Origin of the sequence: Exiguobacterium indicum HHS 31, assembly GCF_001939065.1 — a bacterium.
GTDB classification, from domain to species: Bacteria; Bacillota; Bacilli; order Exiguobacteriales; family Exiguobacteriaceae; genus Exiguobacterium_A; species Exiguobacterium_A indicum.
In genome coordinates this window covers 753201-770273 of sequence record NZ_MPSZ01000001.1, presented here as the reverse complement: position 1 = coordinate 770273, position 17073 = coordinate 753201, and the positions used below count along the sequence as shown (strand labels likewise).

Genomic DNA, 17073 nt, shown 5'->3' with positions numbered 1-17073 from the left:
CGATCACCCCATCAACTTCACAGCTTGTTCGTAAGCTGCTTTTCCGTCTGCCATTCCATACGCCATCATATCGATGACTTCGACCGGTTTGTCTGTCGCTTGCTGAAATTTTGATAATAGAAATCGCATTTGTGGTCCAATCAAGATGACATCTGCACCAGACATCTCCTTCATCGCCTGATCTTGTCCGACTGCCCAAATTTTAGCTTCTTCTCCGAGTCCCTTCGCATGTTCTTGCATCTTCGATACCAAAATGCTCGTCGACATTCCTGAACTACACGCCAACATGATTTTTCTCATCTACAATTCCCTCCTCATTTGTAATCGCTTACACATTTGATTATACGGATTAATTCATTCATGTCTATACTTGATAATTAATTTGTTTATTTTTATTTTATAAAAGTGTAGAGTTGTTATTGAAAATAAGATGAAGGAGGAATTTGTATGACAAAACCGATTTATCTTACTCCCCTTTCAAAAGAACGAATTTGGGGCGGACAGAAGCTTCAAGAGTATGGATTTTCGATACCTAAAGAACAACGGACGGGAGAAGTCTGGACAGTAGCAAGTCATCCAAACGGTATGTCACGCGTCCAGACTGGACCAATGACGGGACTCACCTTAGAAAAACTATGGTCAAATCACCCTGAAATTTTTGGTATGGAGACCGACTCTGATTTTCCACTATTGGTAAAATGGATCGATGCCTCGGAGGATTTATCCGTTCAAGTCCATCCAAACGACAAGGATGCCAATCGTTTTGAAAAGCAGCCATTTGGTAAAAATGAATGCTGGTACATCTTAGATTGTCCAGAAGACGCCGTCCTTATCTATGGTCATTCGTTAACCTCCTTAAACAACTTTGATCAGACCATTCATCAGGGTACTTTATTGCAGTCTCTTCAGCATGTGCCAATCGCTAAAGGTGATTTTATCTATGTACCTGCTGGCACAGTGCACGCGTTAACAAAAGGATGTGTCGTCCTTGAAATTCAACAAAATTCAGATACGACCTATCGACTATTTGATTACGACCGGTCTGATCCGGTGACGGGAAAGGTACGCCCGCTTCATCTTGAACAAGCCCGTCGTATCATTCGTTTTCCTCATTTCCAGTACACGGAACCTGCCGTCATGCTCACTCCTTTTCGTAAAAGATTGACACAAACACCCGACTTCTTTGTCGAAGAGTGGTCGATCAGGCAGACATATACTTTAGAAGCAAGCTGTCTGTTTCGCGTCATCACGGTCATCGAAGGTACGATTGAATTGGACCACGTCCTCTTGTCTGTCGGAGCAACTGCGATTCTTCCGGCAAATAGCACCTTTCTCATCCAAGGAAACGGTCTCGTCTTGATCACTGGTCCTTCTCTTAAAATGACAACGCCTCATCGAATCGGTATCGACCTCGGTGGAACGCAAACACGTGTCGCTGTGATCGATCAACATAAAATCGTTAAACAATTGTCGTTTCCGACCAATCCTAAAGCAGGTCCATCCCAGACGCTTTCAAATATCGAGTACGCCATTCAAGTTTTTTCAGAGGAATTTCACCTGTCGAACATCGGAATTGCCGCGCCTGGTCCACTCGATACGAAGACTGGACTTCTGTTATCTCCACCAAATTTACCAGGATGGGATGAAGTCGACTTGGTTACCCCACTTTCCTCCGCATTCGACTTACCCGTCTTTCTCGAGAACGATGCCAATGCCGCGGCTCTCGGTGAAGCGTTATACGGCGCGGGACGTCACTCATCATCTGTCTACTATGTGACCGTCAGTACAGGAATCGGTGGAGGTTATGTCTATATGAAACAACTAATCCGTGGAGCAAATGGATACGCTGGTGAGATTGGCAATACGATTATCGACTCATCGGGTCCACTGCATCCTGTGTTGAACAAAGGTTCTCTCGAAGGATATGCCAGTGGTACAGCACTACAGTCACGAGCTAACGAACGACACGCCTCGTCCATCGAGCGATTACTCGCCCATCCGCAAGAGAGGGATCGTTTTATAAATCATTTAGCAACTGGACTTGCAAACATCATTCACACGATTGATCCGGAAGTCATCGTCGTTGGAGGAGGTGTTACGGGATCTGCTGATTTATACTGGGAAGCGTTACAGGAACGTGTTCGCGAACTCGTATATCCTTCCCTTCGTACAAAGGTCGATATCCGTCTTGCCGAATTGAAAGGACAGGCAGGCGTCATCGGAGCTGCTGCTCTAGATGGAGTAGAGTAAGCACCACATCACTTACCTTATTTAATCAAAGCAAAGAGGGTGATCCATTCCGTTATTGAAATGGATCACCCTCTTTGTATACATCCTATCTATTTGAATATAGCTATTTTTTAGAGCAGCGAATTGCTAAAAATGACTTCAGCTTGTTCTCAATCCGTTTTGGGTTTAAGGAAGAACAGAAAAATGTTAAATACTAAAAAAAGACCAAGCAGTACCCACAAGACAGAATAAAATGCTGTATTCGGGACGAACAAATAATCTATCAATAACACGATTAAAAAGAGAATATATCCAACAAAATATACTTTTTTCTTACGCGAATCCATCGTCTCATCTCCTTTATACATATGAGTGTTCTGTCGATTACTTCGTATTTTTTATAATCACTACAGTTAAAACAAGGGATGGGATGAAACAAATCAGTAGATCCGAAAGTGAGATCGAGAGTGAAGTAGGATGAATCAGCATCTCTATCCCTTTAAAAATGGCACCGAGCACAACAAGTAACGATAGGAGAACCGGAACGAAATTACGCATCCATCTCGGAATACTCAGCCACATCCGTAAGATCTTTTGTGTTTTATCATCCATGTCATTCATCTCTTTTACAATTTTACATAAATTAGTATATCATACGGATGATTTTTGTGAAAAAATGTCGAAATCACGTGTCGATTGAATCTTCTCCTTTACGTATAAAAGCAGTAAAAAAGAAGCTTACATGATGTGTAAGTGTCTTTTTACTGCCTTATAGGATACAGATCAATGTCTCTTCCCCTGCTACTTTGAACTAATTAATCACACCTTCTGCACTACAATAAAACTCCAGAGGAATGTTGTGTGTGGAAGAAATACCATGTTGAATGAATTCTCCACCGACCGTTACATCGTATGTTCTTCCGCCATCCATTAAAGTAGCGGTATATCCAAGCTGTCTCCATTTCCCCTTACTCGATGAAGCGGTTGACGTCATAGACGTGATAGTTTTAAAGACTTGCCTTTCTGCCTCCTCACGAAGTGCGGTATCAAATGTACCAGTGATCGAAATGGCAAATGTTGTCCCCTTCGCATGAATCGTTTTTGATTTAGATGTGGATTCTTTCTTTGAGAAATCGAACGTCGATGCGAACTTTACTTTGACTCGATCTTCCGCTATCTTTCGAAAACGGTTCGGCGTCACCCAATCCTTTTCCTTAAAGGATTTTTGATCGACGAGTTCTAAATCTGTATCCGGATGATGCGAATTAATAGTACGAAGAATAACCGCATACTGCTGATAATATTGGTTTTTTTGTTGTGGAGTCAGTGCCTTTTGTTTTCCCTCTGCAAATGCCTCGTACATAAAGGAGCTGGTTAAGGTAACACTCAATGCTGTTAAGAACGTCATCGTTTTACGCTTCATTTTTTCCACTCACTTTTTTTAGATTATGTAATATATTCTCAAATTATCACGTTATTTGTTCTTTTCCTATACTTTCACCGTCTGTTTTTCTATTCTTACTCACACTTCAATTTTATAGTTATTTTCGAATTGAAATTTATGAATTCAGCGTGATGTGACTTAGACCATTATTTATTCACAGATTCTGTGATGAGGAAGTTAAAGTCATTTGCTCCTTTTGCCAATCATTGCTTTATATTGATGTACGAAATGAACTGCAGTACCTCTCTTTTCTGGTCATTAAAAAAACGACCTCTTTTGAGATCGTCTTCCTTTAGAAAAGATGTACGCTTTCCATCATAGTGTATCGTGGACGCGCATCCGTTCTAGTTCTTTTTCTTGGTTCTTTTTAAAAGATTTCCGGCCATTCGACCATTCAACTGAAAGTACAATCCAACCGAATCCTAAAATTAATGCATAAGCTAGAAAACTATTGTACCCACCATTGAGGTATCGCCATGTCATGACGATTGTCAATAGAAGCGGCATAATGACGCCAAGATACGGATTATTTCGACTCGCTAATAGTTGCTGTAATCCTAATCCAACGGTGATGAATAAAGCAGAAATGATAAAGTTCATTCGTTGTTACCCCTCTCAAGTCGATATTTTTCGATGATTTTTTTGGCATCCTCAATCGTAATGCGATCCTCGATGGCCATTTGTTTAATGTATGCGATGAACGGTTCATTCTCGATTTTCTCATTCACTTCGATTTTCTGAATGATCCGATCGACGCGAATCCGAACTGTGGGATAGGAGACATCATAATGTTTCGCCAGTTCCTTCAAAGAACCCGAGCTTACGATGAATTTTTTAACGAATTCCATCTCTTCCAATTCTAGAGATAAAACCCAATCTGGAACATCATCTTTTTTCATTTCCCATTTCCCTCCCATGTCACTACAATAGCATTCATTTAAATAAAGTTAAAGTATTTTTGATATTAATTAAACATTTAACCAATAAATGATTAAAATATATTCATTATTTCGCTTGTCATAGTGATTCAAGTCATGGTAGTTTAGGTTTGTCAAATCGGAAAAATAAGGAAAAGGAGTGTTTTACTTGAAAAGAACAACGGAATACATATTTGCTGTCATCGGTATCGTCTTGTTTGGATCATTATGTTTAGGTGGGTTTCTATTGTCTGGATCGATTGCGGATCACGCTGGTATGAAGGAGTTGGTCGATCAATTCATTCAAGATGAGAACATTACGGATGTCACGTCTACCCAAATCCTCACATCCTTCCAACAATTCTTCTTATACCTTGGTGCCGTCTCTCTCTTATGTACGATAGGCGGAATCGTCTCGATCGTCCGGATTCGCAAAAACGGTTCAGCAGGAAAGATGTTGATCATTACTGCAATTCTCGGTGGGATCTTCACATTACTCGCCGGTGTCTTTGGTTCAATCGCTTATTTGATCGCCGGTATCACTAACGTCACGAAGAATAAAAAGATAGCACGGCAATACTAAACTCAAACAGAAAGGTGTGTCGATATGTTCGCGATTACACTTCGAGAATTTAAATCGCTTTTCCAAAGTATTCGAGCCATCCTGATCATCGTCGTCTTGTTCGGTGTGACGATTGGTTCTGCGAAACTCGTTAGCCAGTTTAAAGGACAACTCAGTGATCTCGGTCTAGGTGACAACGCCTATATCATCGGTTTGATGCTGCTTCTGTTCTTAGCATCTCCTTTATTCGTAACGAGCATTTCTCATAGTAGCGTCAATAAAGAGATTGAATCGAAGACGATTCGTTTTCTTGCGACGAAAACATCTCGTGAGAACATTATTTTCGGGAAGTTTTTAGGTAACGTTTCGTTCTGGGTCATCTGTCTGACAGTCGCTCTCTTGTTGATCGTTCCGTTTTCAAAATCGTTCCCGATCGTCGATTTGATCCAAAGCATCATCTTTGTCTCTTACTTCATCGGTCTGTCGCTGTTTCTTTCGACAGTCGTCAACAGCTCTGCAATGACGATGTTCGTCGGCATCTTCATCTCGATCGCGCTTCCGGTCATTGGGATGTGGAGTCTTATTTGGAAGAATGTCATCGTTGATACGTTGTCTTACTTGACGCCCTATTATTACTATACGCAAGAAAACACTGCATACACGTATCTTGTCTTGATCCATATCGCCGTCTTCGTCATCGCGAGCTTGATGATCTTTAAAAGGAGAGATTTATGATGCTAGCCCTTCGCGCAACCAATCTAACGAAACAGTACGGCAATAAGACCGTCGTCAACCAGTTGAATCTCGAAATCAAACAAGGGGTCATCTTCGGCTTCCTTGGTCAAAATGGCGCCGGTAAATCAACATTCATCAACATGATCACAGGTCTTGTCCGTCCGACATCCGGAACGTTCGAGTTACTCGGAGCGCCGAACGATTCTTTGAAAGACGTCCGGACCCGAATCGGCGTCCTGCCGGATTACTCGACCTTTTACGAAAACTTCACGGCGCTCGATCACTTGAAGTATTTCAGTAAAGTCCTCGGTCTGAAGACGACGACGGACGAATTAAAACAACTCCTCCGTGATGTACAACTCGAAGACGCCATCGATGTGAAAACGAAGAACTACTCCTTTGGGATGAAAAAAAAGCTCGGGATCGCCCAAGCCCTGATTAATCGACCGGAAATCCTATTTTTAGATGAACCGACGTCTGGCGTTGATGCCAACTCGATTCTCGGGATTCATACTTTGATCCGCAAGATTGCAGCAGACGGAACGACGATTTTCTTAACGTCTCATAACTTAGACGAGGTCGAAAAACTGTGTACGGAGATTGCGATCATGCAGGACGGAACGATTCAGACGCAAGGCACGATGGAGGAGTTACGGGAACAACATGAGAAGAACATCACCGTTCACGTAAAACATGCGTTGCTCGACAATGATACACGACAACATCTGCAGAACAAGTTGTCGACACTTGCGAAAGACGTCAACGTCTCCTCTACTCACTCGACGTTCATCGTCCAAAGTGAACACGATATTGCTAAGATCAATAGCTACCTCGTCTCGCAACACGTTAACGTGTATCGACTCGAAGTCGAGGAAGCGTCGTTGGAAGAGATCTTCTTGAATTTAGGTTCAGAAATTCGCTCGGCATAAAGTGAATAACTTGCCTCATGATGAATCAAACAAAAACTTCTATACAACATCCCCCCCATTCCACTTATGAAATGAGGGGGATTATTTTTATTTTCTGCTATCTGTTCATGAAGCCCGCTCTCTTCGTAAGAGATACAGGAAGTACGGCACACCGATGATTGCTGTGATCAATCCAGCTGGCACTTCAAGCGGCGGGTGAATGCCCCGACCGAGCGCATCAGCGACGACGAGTAACCCACCGCCGAGCAATAGCGCCATCGGTAAGACGGCGAGGTGTTTATGTCCGACGAGACGCCGTGCCATATGTGGAGCAATCAGACCGATGAAGCCGATTGCACCGACCGTCGCGACGGCAACACCGGCTAGGATGACAGCGAGCGCTAAGAAGACGTGCCGTGTCCGCTGAATCGGTAATCCGAGACCAATGCTGACTTCCTCACTAAGTGATAAGACATCGAGTTGACGGTGTCGATAGAAGAGGATCGCACCAATCACGACGAGCACCGGCGCTAAGATCAACACTTCCTGCCACCCTTTCCCGAACAGACTTCCAGCAAGCCAGACGAGTGAATCGTTCGTCTGGAGTGGAAATTTAATCAACAGGTATTCTGTTCCTGAAGCACAGATCGCACTAACGGCGATACCAAGTAACGCAAACGAACTGCGGGAAACGTTCCCCCCCCGCTCAAGCATCATCAACGCCAGCATGACGAGTGCTGCCCCGATAAAGGCGGCGATCGGTGTCAACAAGAGCGGACCGTCCGGCACGAGGGCAATCGTTAAGACAGCGAACAGCGACGCTCCGTTCGTCACCCCGATCACGTCCGGTGAGATCAATGGATTACGGATGACACTTTGTAAAATCGCTCCAGCAAGAGCGAAACTCGCTCCTGCTAAAAAGGCGAGGACCGTTCGCGGCAGACGGTAATTTTGGACGATGAAAGCATCCTTTCCACTAAAGAACGACTGCCAGAGTTCCGTTAACGACAACTGAATCGAACCGACCGACATTAAGGCGAAGCTAGTGACGAATACGATTACTGCGACAAGTAGAATCCGACGCATCTCTCTCATCGTAATCCCCCTTTCATCTGACGGCGTGCCAGCAGAAGGAAGAAAGGTGCCCCGAGCAATGACGTCACGATGCCGACCGGTGATTCATACGGATAGGCGATGAAGCGCGCGAGGACATCAGCGTATGTCAACAACAGACCACCGATGACGGCAGAGACGGGTAAGACGATTCGGTAGTCCTCGCCAACGAGTCGACGCGTGATGTGCGGCACCATCAGACCGATGAAGCCGATTGCTCCGGCGACGGCAACCGTCACCCCTGCGAGTAACACGACACTGATGCCGGCAAGCAGACGGATCCGCGTCACTTTTTGTCCGAGTCCGACCGCGACGTCTTGCCCGAGTTGGAAAACGGCGAGCGACTTCGCGAGACTTGCCGCAAGAATCAAACCTGCGAGCGACCACGGTAAGACGATCCGGAGCTCGAGCCAGCTTGCGTCACTGAGTGAACCGGACAACCAGTACAACACGTTCGTGATTCGATCGTTGAACAAAATCAAGCCTTTCGTTAACGACGTCAACAAGAGATGGATCGCCATCCCAACGAGGGCAAGTTTTAACGCCGTCATGCCGCGAATCGAAGCGAATGAAAAGACGAGCACGCCACCTAGTAAGGCACCAGCAAAAGCGAAGTAAAGCAAGTTCGCCGTCCCGAGTGACGGAAAGATGAGCAGGCTTAAGACGACGAGAAACGACGCACCCGCATTGACCCCAAAGACTTGTGGTGAAGCGAGCGGATTCCGTGTCACAGCTTGCATGATCGCTCCAGCGACGGCAAGGTTTGCTCCGAGCAACAATCCGAGTAAGAGACGCGGCAAGCGCAGATTCGTCAGGACGAGTCCCGCTTTAGAGGTCGTGCCACTGATCCACTCCTGCACTAAGTGGACCGGATTCATCTGTGTGATGCCAAAGAACAAGCTACTATAAACGGCCAAGCAACTGAGTAAGATAAGTACGAAAATCAGACGTTTCCGCTGCACCGGATCTTTCCCCTTTCATCAAGACGAAAAGCCAGATTGCTCCGGCTTTTTGTCGTTCGTTATTTCTGTTTGAGCAATTGAATTGCTTCGTCAACGATTTGTTCAGCAGCGTCCAGACCACGGTAACGTGTCCAGAGGTCACGATTGACTTCGTAGACTTCTCCGTTTTTGACCGCTGTGATCTGATTCCAAAGCGGATTATCCTTCCACTCTTTCAGTAACTTCGGATCGGCTTCCGCCATGAAGATGACGTCCGGATCCCACTTGACCATCTGCTCTAACGTGATCGTCACAGTCGGTTCCGCTGTTTTCGTAACGGCATTCTCGATACCGATCTTCTCGAGCAACTCACCGTCAAACGACGTCTCACCGTGTGCTGTCAGTGAATCGGCGCGGAAGACACCGACCATGACTTTCCGGTCATCTTTTGGATCAACCTTCTTCTTCGCTGCCTGCAAGCGCTCTTCATGAAGCGCAAGGCGATCATCCATCTGTTTCGTTTTGCCGACCGCTTCCGCAATCGTCTTGAACGAATCGAGGTTCTCTTCATACGTCGCATTGCGACTCTTCAAGATGATCGTCGGTGCGATTTCTTGTAATTGCTTATAAATTCCTTTATGACGGTTGAAGTCGCCGATGATCAAATCCGGTTGCAGGGAACTGATCACTTCAAGATTCGGTTGTTGGCGTGTACCGACTTCCGTGAACGAGATGTCTTTTCCGAGTAATCCAGAGACATCCGTCTTGTTTTCTTGTGCGATTCCGACTGGTGTGATGCCGAGTTCGTCTAACGCATCAACGAACGAGAATTCGAGCGCGACGACCTTCTTCGGCTTTTCCGGTACTTTCGTTTTTCCTGCTTCGTGCGTGATCGTCCGCGTCTTTTCGTTCGTTTGCTCTGCTTGACCTGAACAAGCTGCAAGCATCAAACTGCTCAACACGAGGAGCGTCAACGCTGTCATCCAAGTTTTCCGTCTCATGGTGAGACCTCCTTTAATTCGTGATTCGACATTGAGAATCATTCTTAATTAATCCTGTCTCAGCATATCAAAGATTTCCATCGAACAAAAGGGAAATCCTTATTTTCAGATAATATAGACTGAAATCCACATTTTCTGAAGGAATATGGGATAATCAGGTAGTGAATAAAGGAGGGATCAGAGATGGATTGGATGAAAGACTTAGGACAGCGAATTAAGTTTCCGCTCGATGCAATCACGTTTGATCAGTTACCTGACTTACTCGAAGCCTTCGCTTACCAGTTACCGTTCGAGAATACGACCGTCCTTGAGAAGCGAATCCGTCCATTTAGCGACGAGCGCTTCATCGAGACATTTCTGACAGAGCGACGCGGTGGTGTCTGTTATGACTTAAACGGACTGCTGCACCGGGTCCTGCAAGAACTGAACTGTCCTGTTCGACTCGTTCAAGCGACTGTCTACGATACGAAGTCAGACGCCTGGTCAGCGACCGGACCGACCCATGTCGCGATCATTTGGAATGAAACACACCTGCTCGATACCGGCTTCGGCGTCAATTTACCGCTCGTTCCTGTTCCGTTGAATGGGGAGACCGTTCATTCCGCTAGCGGCAGTTACCGGATCATCAATAATGACACACTTGAGATGAAGCGAACGGGACAAGCGGAGTTTGTGACTGGATACCGGTTCGACCGCGAAACATCCATTACAACAGATGACTTATCGAAGATGGAACAGATCATCCAGCAGAGCGACGCTTCGCCGTTCAATAAAGGTCGCCTCGTCGCAATGCGGACGCCAACCGGACAAAAGACGTTGACTGAGCGGACGTTACGGATTGAAGAAACGACGACGACCGAGTTACCGGTCGCAGGTCCCGCCCAATTCGAGATGCTGTACAACACACACTTTTTAGGACGGGAGTCGTAAACCATGGATCGTTACACACTTTGTTTAATCCGCCACGCAGACCACTTTTTACTCGTCAATCGGCAAAAACGTCCGGCGATGGGCATGTGGAATGGTGTCGGTGGTAAGATCGAACCGGACGAGACACCGGAAGCTGCCGTCATCCGCGAGACGTTTGAAGAGACAGGCATCACGCTCACCTCAGTGACATCAAAAGGCATCGTTCGCTTACATGGGGAAGAGACATCTGGCATGTACCTCTACCTGGCTGATTTAGAAGATCGTCCGTTTCCAACACCGGTCATGACAGTTGAAGGAATCCTCGATTGGAAATCACTCGACTGGATTTTAGGCGACGATAACATGGGCATCATCAGCAACCTCCGGCACTACCTACCGATTGCTCTGTCGACCGAGCACCCATTACTGCATGACTTCCATTACGATGGACATACGATCACGGCATACGAGACACATGAATTGATTGAGACATAACACAACATCCCCGCTCGTCCTTTCGGACAGGCGGGGATGTTTCGTTAGAATAGATGTAAGCCCGTCACGATGACAGCGACGATGACGATGCCCGGTAACAAGTTCGCGACACGAATCTTCGTGATTCCGGCTAGATTGAGACCGATCGCTGCAATCATCACCCCACCGGTCGCCGTCATTTCCAAGATGAATTCTTGCAGCGCGGCGTCGGGAATGAACTTCGTGATCGCAACAGCACTCAGTGCAATCGCCCCTTGATAGAGGAAGACGGGAATCGCTGAGAATATGACGCCGATCCCGAGCGTTGAACTGAGGACGAGGGCCGTGAAGCCGTCAATCAACCCCTTCGTATAGAGGACGTCGTGATCCTGACGCAGTCCACCGTCGAGCGCACCGAGGACACCCATCGCCCCGATGACGAAAATCAACGTCGCGGTGACGAAGCCTTCCGCGATATTCGATGGACGACCGCGACTGATCTTACGTTCGAGCCACGCCCCCATCCGGTCGAGCTTCTCATCAAGGCGGAACCATTCTCCGATCGCACCTCCGAGAACGAGACTACCGATGACGATCAAAAAGTTCGTGCTTTTCATCCCCATCTGGATCCCGAGCACGACGACGGCTAGACCAATCGCTTGCAAGACCGTCTCCTTCATCCGTTCCGGAATCCGGTGGAACATCAATCCGAGCAACGTCCCGATGATGATCAGGACGGTATTGACGAGTGTACCTGTTAAAACCATCTGACAGCCTACTTTCTCAATTGATTTTTCGTTTCGCAGGACGGACGACCGTCCGCTCCGCCTGATTCAGGCTATGCAACGTCATCCCGAGCATAACGAGGATGATCCCGAATGTCGCGAGTCCCGTCGGTAGTGCTGCATGGAGAAACAAAATCTCCCCGAGAACGGTGAAGACGATCTCAAACGACTGGGTCGCCTCGATCGCGGCTAACCGGACCGGTTCCGTCCGGACGAGTGACGTCGCGTAGAAAAAGAGCGACGTCGCGATGACGCCTGAGAATAAGGCGACGAAGCCGGACTGGGTCACTTGACTGACACTTGGTAAGCCGACTTGTATGTAAGCAATTACGGAGAGCACGATCCAAAACGGTAGACTCGCGATCGTCATTCCAAGGATCCGTTCAAAGACGTCGAGCTCATCCCCATACCGTTCCATCATTTTCCGGTTACCAAGCGGATAGGCAATCGCAGCGACGAGCACCGGCAAGGCACCGAACAGTAAGGATTGTAGCGATAGACTTCCTGCGACGGATAACTGCATGACGACGACCCCAAGGACGATCAAGACGGAATACTTAAGGGCCGACCACGGAATCCGTTGCTTGAACAAGGGAGCAAGCAGCGGTCCGGCTAGGATCGTCAATTGCCACGTTCCGGCAATCAGCCAGCCCGGCGCATGATCGGCAGCAAGACAGATGCTACCGTAAAACAGTCCGAAACCGATTGTACCGTACAGTAACCAAAAACCGAAGTCTGCTCGCAGTGCCTGTAAGACGCGACCAATTCCCCGACGCATCAAGACGATGACGACGAAGAACGGCAACATCAAGAAAAAGCGAAGCGACGCACTGTAGATCCAGTTCCCCCCTGCTCCTTGCATCGATTGATTCAAGATGAAGGTGACGGCAAAGAACATCGCCGCCAAGATCCCATAAATGATTGGTCGCATCAGCGCTCCTCCTTTAATGTCGAGACGAGTAAACGTCCGAGCCCGTTCCAGTTATGTTCAGTCGCCTGGACGAGCTGCTCGACATCCCGTTGTTGACATGCAATCAAAATCGCCTCATGATCGGCAATCGATTGACGACCGAGTCGATCGAACTGGGCGTATTCGAGCCGGCGGATCAGCGGCGTCAATCGGCGAATCGTTTCCCGTAGCTGAGCGTTCTGGCTGCGCAACACGAAGACATCGTGAAAGGCATCGTCTAGCGTCAGCGCCGTCTCCGTCTCCTGTTGATCGATTGCCATCGTGAACTGTTGGTGAATCGTCTGAAGCTCCGTCAAATCGTCTTCCGTCAAGAGTGGTCCCGCTAGACGCGCTGCTAGTCCGTGCAGCGTCGCGATGATCGGATAGGTTTGCTGTGCCTGTTCAGCGTCAAGCTCTGTCACGATCGTCCGCGAGCCCCGTTTCGCAAAAATCAATCCTTCCTCCTCGAGTCGTTTCAAGGCTTCTCGGACCGGTGTTCGGCTGACTCCGAACATTTCCGCGAGCGCTTGATCGTTCACCTTCTCACCTGGGGCGAGGCGTAAGGTGATGATGTGATGTTGCAAACGTCGATACACTTCCTCACTGAGAGGAAGTCGTGCAATGGCTAAATCATCTGTAGGTTTCATATAAGTAATATATTACATATTAATCATCGATACTACCTTTATTCAAAAATAAAAACTCCCCGTCAAAAAACGGAGAGTCAACTATTCAAACGTTACGTGGATTCATCGGTCCATTCAGATGGCTGAGATCATGTCGTTTCAACAAGATTAATTGAATGACGATCGCAACGAGAAGATAGACTTGCGCCAAAAGAACCGTAATTCCTAAATTAACATTCACGACATCCGCAGCGATGCTCGCGAAATCCCACAACGCATGGAAAATGATTAATGGCCAGAGGTTATTCAGCTTCAGTGCGATGATCGCTAAGAACACACCAAAGACGAATGTGTTCGCAAGTTGGAACAACATCGCTGCTGGGGGAATCAAGGCGATCAAATTAAGCAAGTGGAAAGATGAGAACAGAAGCGCACTGATGAGGACGGCACGATACGGATGTTCGTTCGGTTTGAGATAGCGTAAGATGATGCCCCGAAACAAGACTTCCTCATTGAAACCGACGAATAAGGTCGTCAGGAAGACGATTCCGACAAGTTGGAGTGCCGATGATGAAATCGAGGTCGTGAGCATCGCATTGACGATCAATCCGACTTGAATGAGAACGATCAGCAGTAACGGAATGTACCAGATCAGACCCCGCGACTGCAATTTCGAAAACCCGACGGCAGCAAACGTGGCATGACGACGAATGTACCAGACGAGAAAAATCGCTGTTGCGACTTCACCGAAGATCGCGATACGTAACAACTCCGGTTCACCATAATGAATGCCGAAACCAAACGCAGAGACAGCCATGACGATACCCATGATGATGAAGACGACGGTCGCCGAGACGACAGTATTCCGCTTATCCACGATCAATACCTCCCTTTTCTAAACAAGCGACGTATCTACTTTATGATTTGTTTACCTTTTTTTCAGGGAAATGAATCTTTTTCCTCCAGCTACCTTGTAATACAAAATAGCTTGGTATATCATTACCTTGTAATACCAATTAGCGAAAGGATGATGTAGATGTCATCGACGCAAATGTTAAAGGGGATTCTCGACGGTTGTTTACTTGCACTGATCGCGGAAGAAGAGATTTATGGTTATGAACTGGCGACGAAACTGAAAGCATACGGTTTCTCTGACATCAGCGAAGGAACGATCTATCCATTGTTGATCCGGATGCAAAAACTGGGCTGGATCGAAGCGACTTCACGCGTCTCTCCGTCCGGTCCGAAACGGAAGTATTATTCGATCACGACGAGCGGTGCAGAAGAACTCACCGCATTCAAGGAAAGATGGCAACACCTTTCGACAAGTGTTGAAAGTATTTTAAAGGAGGATGATTGAGATGACCCTATCAACGGAATCAACCCGATTTTTGGAAGACTTGAAGGTCTACCTGCTTGCTTCGGGAAAAAATGAACAAGCGACGAACGAGATCGTCCTTGAACTCGAAGACCATCTGATTGAAGCGGAAGCGGATGGCAAATCGGTTCGTTCCATCACGGGTGACAGTCCTGCTGCCTACATCCAGTCGATCTCACACGAGATGGCATTTGATTCAAAACAAGCCTTTTGGACGATCATGCAAGTGTATCTTGGTGCTTCCAGCTTTCTATACTTACAAAATCTCTTGAATGGCACGATGACTTACAGTATCCTGCTCGTCGGTGGCTTCTTACTGATAAGCGCTGTTTATTTGACGACACTTGCATTGTTGTTCCGCAAAGACGCCTTACGCGATACTGCTCGACCACGCCTCCTGCGTTACGGGATTCATGGGAGTGTTCATCTTCTTCTGATCGTCGGACTGTTGATCGTCAACGGACTCATTGATTCGCCCAAAATCACGTTATATCCGAGCGTTGGTTGGTTAATTGGTGCCCTTCTAATTGCCTGGATTCTCGTCACGGCATGGAAGACGAAGACATGGATTTTACCGATTGCAGTGTTCGTCTTTTTCGTGCCTCAACTGCTGCTTTTGTTTGTATTTAATTTGTCAGAGATTACCGCTGTCCTCGTGAGTTATGTTTTGACCTCGATTACGATTGCAGTTACTTTTATCCGTTCATCCAAAAATAGTAAGGCAGATTAATCATTCAATCGTAAAGTAGAAAATTAGACAAAGCAGCGACGTTCTCTCACCTTGAAAACGTCGCTGCTTTGTCTTATGACTTTTCACATATTGATTTATTTTGGGTGGATCAATGATTTACACTCGTCTTTTTAATGTAAAAATCACAACACCTAAAACAATGAACGTTAGAGGAATAAGTAATCCTAATATATTTCGATAATCGACAAACGTCAGGTCAGCGTAATTACGATGATAGGTTTCTAACAGTAACCAACCAATCGGAAAAATCGGAAAAGTATACGTATATGCGCTTGAAACAATTCGTCTTCCCCGCTCATCTTTTCCTTCCTCACCGAAAATAAACGGTAGCGATACGAATAAGCTTAATAGAAAAATCGGTATTACTATTATGTTTATAATCACCCTTTTCCCTCACCTTCTCGTTCATATTGAAATACTTCGTTAATATCCTTATCAAATAAATATGCAATTTCAAACGCCAGAATCAACGAAGGGCTGTAGCGACTTCCTTCTAAAGAAATAATGGTTTGTCTACTGACTCCGACCTTCTCTGCCAATTCTTTTTGCGACCATCCTTTTTCAGCTCTTAAAACCGCTAATCGATTCTTAATGAATCCATCACTCTTGATGCCCAAACCATCTCTCCTTTCATCACACTATATTTATTACCATAAATAAACAGTAAAATTTTTTTGACTTAAAGTAAAGTTTTTTTTACACATCAAATCAAATAAAAAGCGAAATTCTCAGATTAAGAGAAGTTCGCTGATTACTTGTGTCGGTTTCAATTACGTGTTCGTTATTTCACGCTCTGCTTCATACCGCTCACGCGTCCAGTTGTAGACATGACTCGTCACGGTCCGACCGTCGATTCGTTCTAAGACGAATGGTCGGTCAAGAACAGGGGTAAAACCGAGTTTCTCAACGACACGGCGTGACTGGTCATTAAAATCAAAGTGACCACACCAAACGACATCGATCGGCAGTTCTCGGAAGATGAAATCGAGCATAGCTTCAACGATTTCCGGCATCCGTCCTTCTCCCCAGTAATCAGGTGCGAGGACATACCCAATCTCGACTTGACGGTCATGAGTGATCGAATCGTCCGGTCGACGATTGAAGTGAAAACCGAAGCTCCCAATCACTCTCCTAGTTTCCTTATCGGTCACTGCATATTCGCCAGGTGACGCTTGGAAAATGCCGATCACTTCTTGGCTTTCGTCAAGTGACGCGTGCGGCGCCCAACCTGCTTTTGGTCCGACATTCGGATCCTTGGCGTAAGCATACAATGCTTCCGCATCCTCATCCTGCCAACGGCGTAACAGGTGCCGTGGCGTTTCAATAGTATCTGGTAAGTTCATCTATATTC

General features: G+C 46.4%; 22 protein-coding genes. 8 read left to right on the top strand and 14 right to left on the bottom strand.

Annotated elements, in window-relative coordinates; genetic code table 11:
• Positions 1-3: 3 nt before the first annotated feature.
• Positions 4-300 (bottom strand): PTS sugar transporter subunit IIB, encoded by a 297-nt coding sequence (locus tag N179_RS04140; RefSeq protein ID WP_023468230.1) that lies wholly within the window; start codon positions 298-300, stop codon positions 4-6.
• 147 nt (positions 301-447) lie between these two features.
• Between N179_RS04140 and N179_RS16790 the strand changes: the two genes are divergently transcribed.
• Positions 448-2250 (top strand): type I phosphomannose isomerase catalytic subunit, encoded by a 1803-nt coding sequence (locus N179_RS16790; protein WP_083639902.1) that lies wholly within the window; start codon positions 448-450, stop codon positions 2248-2250.
• A 363-nt stretch (positions 2251-2613) separates the two neighbouring features.
• Here N179_RS16790 and N179_RS04125 read toward each other — a convergent pair whose 3' ends face one another.
• From N179_RS04125 to N179_RS04110, 4 genes are all read right to left on the bottom strand, one after another.
• The gene (locus tag N179_RS04125; RefSeq protein ID WP_058265896.1) at positions 2614-2841 is read right to left on the bottom strand and encodes a hypothetical protein; all 228 of its coding nucleotides are present in this window, start codon (positions 2839-2841) and stop codon (positions 2614-2616) included.
• A gap of 199 nt (positions 2842-3040) precedes the next feature.
• Positions 3041-3652, bottom strand: a complete 612-nt coding sequence (locus tag N179_RS04120; protein ID WP_075642299.1) for a hypothetical protein — start codon at positions 3650-3652, stop codon at positions 3041-3043.
• A 336-nt stretch (positions 3653-3988) separates the two neighbouring features.
• Positions 3989-4273, bottom strand: coding sequence for a hypothetical protein (locus N179_RS04115; protein WP_023468226.1), 285 nt, complete (start codon positions 4271-4273; stop codon positions 3989-3991).
• On the bottom strand, positions 4270-4572 hold the full coding sequence (locus N179_RS04110; protein WP_055967957.1) for a DUF2089 family protein: 303 nt from the start codon (positions 4570-4572) through the stop codon (positions 4270-4272). Before N179_RS04110 ends, N179_RS04115 begins: the two co-directional genes overlap by 4 nt.
• Before the next feature lie 187 nt (positions 4573-4759).
• Between N179_RS04110 and N179_RS04105 the strand changes: the two genes are divergently transcribed.
• From N179_RS04105 to N179_RS04095, 3 genes are read left to right on the top strand one after another with little or no spacing between them, the layout of a single operon-like run.
• Positions 4760-5173 (top strand): DUF4064 domain-containing protein, encoded by a 414-nt coding sequence (locus N179_RS04105; protein WP_058265893.1) that lies wholly within the window; start codon positions 4760-4762, stop codon positions 5171-5173.
• 24 nt (positions 5174-5197) lie between these two features.
• The gene (locus N179_RS04100) at positions 5198-5887 is read left to right on the top strand and encodes an ABC transporter permease (protein WP_075642298.1); all 690 of its coding nucleotides are present in this window, start codon (positions 5198-5200) and stop codon (positions 5885-5887) included.
• Positions 5887-6816 carry an ABC transporter ATP-binding protein gene (locus N179_RS04095; RefSeq protein WP_058713040.1) on the top strand — a complete coding sequence of 310 codons (930 nt, stop codon included), beginning with the start codon at positions 5887-5889 and terminating at the stop codon, positions 6814-6816. The genes N179_RS04100 and N179_RS04095 overlap by 1 nt, the downstream gene beginning before the upstream one ends.
• Positions 6817-6921: 105 nt before the next feature.
• On the opposite strand, the gene N179_RS04090 is transcribed toward N179_RS04095, so the two are convergent.
• From N179_RS04090 to N179_RS04080, 3 genes are read right to left on the bottom strand one after another with little or no spacing between them, the layout of a single operon-like run.
• Positions 6922-7890: a FecCD family ABC transporter permease gene (locus N179_RS04090; RefSeq protein ID WP_058713039.1), complete on the bottom strand. Its 969-nt coding sequence runs from the start codon at positions 7888-7890 to the stop codon at positions 6922-6924.
• Positions 7887-8870: a FecCD family ABC transporter permease gene (locus N179_RS04085; protein ID WP_075642296.1), complete on the bottom strand. Its 984-nt coding sequence runs from the start codon at positions 8868-8870 to the stop codon at positions 7887-7889. The genes N179_RS04090 and N179_RS04085 overlap by 4 nt, the downstream gene beginning before the upstream one ends.
• Positions 8871-8929: 59 nt before the next feature.
• Entirely contained in the window at positions 8930-9850 is a 921-nt protein-coding gene (locus N179_RS04080; RefSeq protein WP_058713037.1) for an ABC transporter substrate-binding protein, read from the bottom strand.
• Positions 9851-10033: 183 nt separating this feature from the next.
• Between N179_RS04080 and N179_RS04075 the strand changes: the two genes are divergently transcribed.
• Both N179_RS04075 and N179_RS04070 read left to right on the top strand, forming a co-directional pair.
• Positions 10034-10780, top strand: a complete 747-nt coding sequence (locus tag N179_RS04075) for an arylamine N-acetyltransferase family protein (RefSeq protein ID WP_058713036.1) — start codon at positions 10034-10036, stop codon at positions 10778-10780.
• A gap of 3 nt (positions 10781-10783) precedes the next feature.
• Positions 10784-11254, top strand: coding sequence for an NUDIX hydrolase (locus tag N179_RS04070; protein WP_075642295.1), 471 nt, complete (start codon positions 10784-10786; stop codon positions 11252-11254).
• A 44-nt stretch (positions 11255-11298) separates the two neighbouring features.
• Here the strand turns inward: N179_RS04070 and N179_RS04065 are convergent, their stop codons facing one another.
• From N179_RS04065 to N179_RS04050, 4 genes are all read right to left on the bottom strand, one after another.
• A complete protein-coding gene (locus tag N179_RS04065) occupies positions 11299-12000 on the bottom strand; it encodes a DUF554 domain-containing protein (RefSeq protein WP_058265885.1) in 702 nt (233 codons plus the stop codon).
• Between the two features lie 16 nt (positions 12001-12016).
• On the bottom strand, positions 12017-12949 hold the full coding sequence (locus N179_RS04060; RefSeq protein ID WP_075642294.1) for a DMT family transporter: 933 nt from the start codon (positions 12947-12949) through the stop codon (positions 12017-12019).
• Positions 12949-13614 (bottom strand): GntR family transcriptional regulator, encoded by a 666-nt coding sequence (locus tag N179_RS04055; protein ID WP_075642293.1) that lies wholly within the window; start codon positions 13612-13614, stop codon positions 12949-12951. The genes N179_RS04060 and N179_RS04055 overlap by 1 nt, the downstream gene beginning before the upstream one ends.
• Before the next feature lie 85 nt (positions 13615-13699).
• Positions 13700-14470, bottom strand: coding sequence for a CPBP family intramembrane glutamic endopeptidase (locus tag N179_RS04050; protein WP_075642292.1), 771 nt, complete (start codon positions 14468-14470; stop codon positions 13700-13702).
• A 159-nt stretch (positions 14471-14629) separates the two neighbouring features.
• On the opposite strand from N179_RS04050, the gene N179_RS04045 reads away from it, so the two are divergent.
• Both N179_RS04045 and N179_RS04040 read left to right on the top strand, forming a co-directional pair.
• Positions 14630-14953 (top strand): PadR family transcriptional regulator, encoded by a 324-nt coding sequence (locus N179_RS04045; RefSeq protein WP_023468214.1) that lies wholly within the window; start codon positions 14630-14632, stop codon positions 14951-14953.
• A gap of 1 nt (position 14954) precedes the next feature.
• Positions 14955-15701, top strand: coding sequence for a hypothetical protein (locus tag N179_RS04040; RefSeq protein WP_075642291.1), 747 nt, complete (start codon positions 14955-14957; stop codon positions 15699-15701).
• Positions 15702-16102: 401 nt separating this feature from the next.
• Here N179_RS04040 and N179_RS04030 read toward each other — a convergent pair whose 3' ends face one another.
• Complete coding sequence (locus tag N179_RS04030) at positions 16103-16333, bottom strand: helix-turn-helix transcriptional regulator (protein ID WP_075642646.1); 231 nt, start codon at positions 16331-16333, stop codon at positions 16103-16105.
• Positions 16334-16492: 159 nt separating this feature from the next.
• Entirely contained in the window at positions 16493-17065 is a 573-nt protein-coding gene (locus N179_RS04025; protein ID WP_058713469.1) for a GNAT family N-acetyltransferase, read from the bottom strand.
• Positions 17066-17073 lie beyond the last annotated feature (8 nt).

Excerpts from the sequence above, each read along its gene's own strand:
- N179_RS04045 (WP_023468214.1), top strand. The coding sequence starts at position 14,630 with ATGTCATCGACGCAAATGTTAAAGGGGATTCTCGACGGTTGTTTACTT.
- N179_RS04070 (WP_075642295.1), top strand. The coding sequence starts at position 10,784 with ATGGATCGTTACACACTTTGTTTAATCCGCCACGCAGACCACTTTTTA.
- N179_RS04025 (WP_058713469.1), bottom strand. The coding sequence starts at position 17,065 with ATGAACTTACCAGATACTATTGAAACGCCACGGCACCTGTTACGCCGT.
- N179_RS04060 (WP_075642294.1), bottom strand. The coding sequence starts at position 12,949 with ATGCGACCAATCATTTATGGGATCTTGGCGGCGATGTTCTTTGCCGTC.
- N179_RS04125 (WP_058265896.1), bottom strand. The coding sequence starts at position 2,841 with ATGGATGATAAAACACAAAAGATCTTACGGATGTGGCTGAGTATTCCG.
- N179_RS04075 (WP_058713036.1), top strand. The coding sequence starts at position 10,034 with ATGGATTGGATGAAAGACTTAGGACAGCGAATTAAGTTTCCGCTCGAT.
- N179_RS04110 (WP_055967957.1), bottom strand. The coding sequence starts at position 4,572 with ATGAAAAAAGATGATGTTCCAGATTGGGTTTTATCTCTAGAATTGGAA.
- N179_RS04065 (WP_058265885.1), bottom strand. The coding sequence starts at position 12,000 with ATGGTTTTAACAGGTACACTCGTCAATACCGTCCTGATCATCATCGGG.
- N179_RS04140 (WP_023468230.1), bottom strand. The coding sequence starts at position 300 with ATGAGAAAAATCATGTTGGCGTGTAGTTCAGGAATGTCGACGAGCATT.
- N179_RS04040 (WP_075642291.1), top strand. The coding sequence starts at position 14,955 with ATGACCCTATCAACGGAATCAACCCGATTTTTGGAAGACTTGAAGGTC.
- N179_RS16790 (WP_083639902.1), top strand. The coding sequence starts at position 448 with ATGACAAAACCGATTTATCTTACTCCCCTTTCAAAAGAACGAATTTGG.
- N179_RS04115 (WP_023468226.1), bottom strand. The coding sequence starts at position 4,273 with ATGAACTTTATCATTTCTGCTTTATTCATCACCGTTGGATTAGGATTA.
- N179_RS04055 (WP_075642293.1), bottom strand. The coding sequence starts at position 13,614 with ATGAAACCTACAGATGATTTAGCCATTGCACGACTTCCTCTCAGTGAG.
- N179_RS04090 (WP_058713039.1), bottom strand. The coding sequence starts at position 7,890 with ATGAGAGAGATGCGTCGGATTCTACTTGTCGCAGTAATCGTATTCGTC.
- N179_RS04100 (WP_075642298.1), top strand. The coding sequence starts at position 5,198 with ATGTTCGCGATTACACTTCGAGAATTTAAATCGCTTTTCCAAAGTATT.
- N179_RS04080 (WP_058713037.1), bottom strand. The coding sequence starts at position 9,850 with ATGAGACGGAAAACTTGGATGACAGCGTTGACGCTCCTCGTGTTGAGC.
- N179_RS04120 (WP_075642299.1), bottom strand. The coding sequence starts at position 3,652 with ATGAAGCGTAAAACGATGACGTTCTTAACAGCATTGAGTGTTACCTTA.
- N179_RS04095 (WP_058713040.1), top strand. The coding sequence starts at position 5,887 with ATGCTAGCCCTTCGCGCAACCAATCTAACGAAACAGTACGGCAATAAG.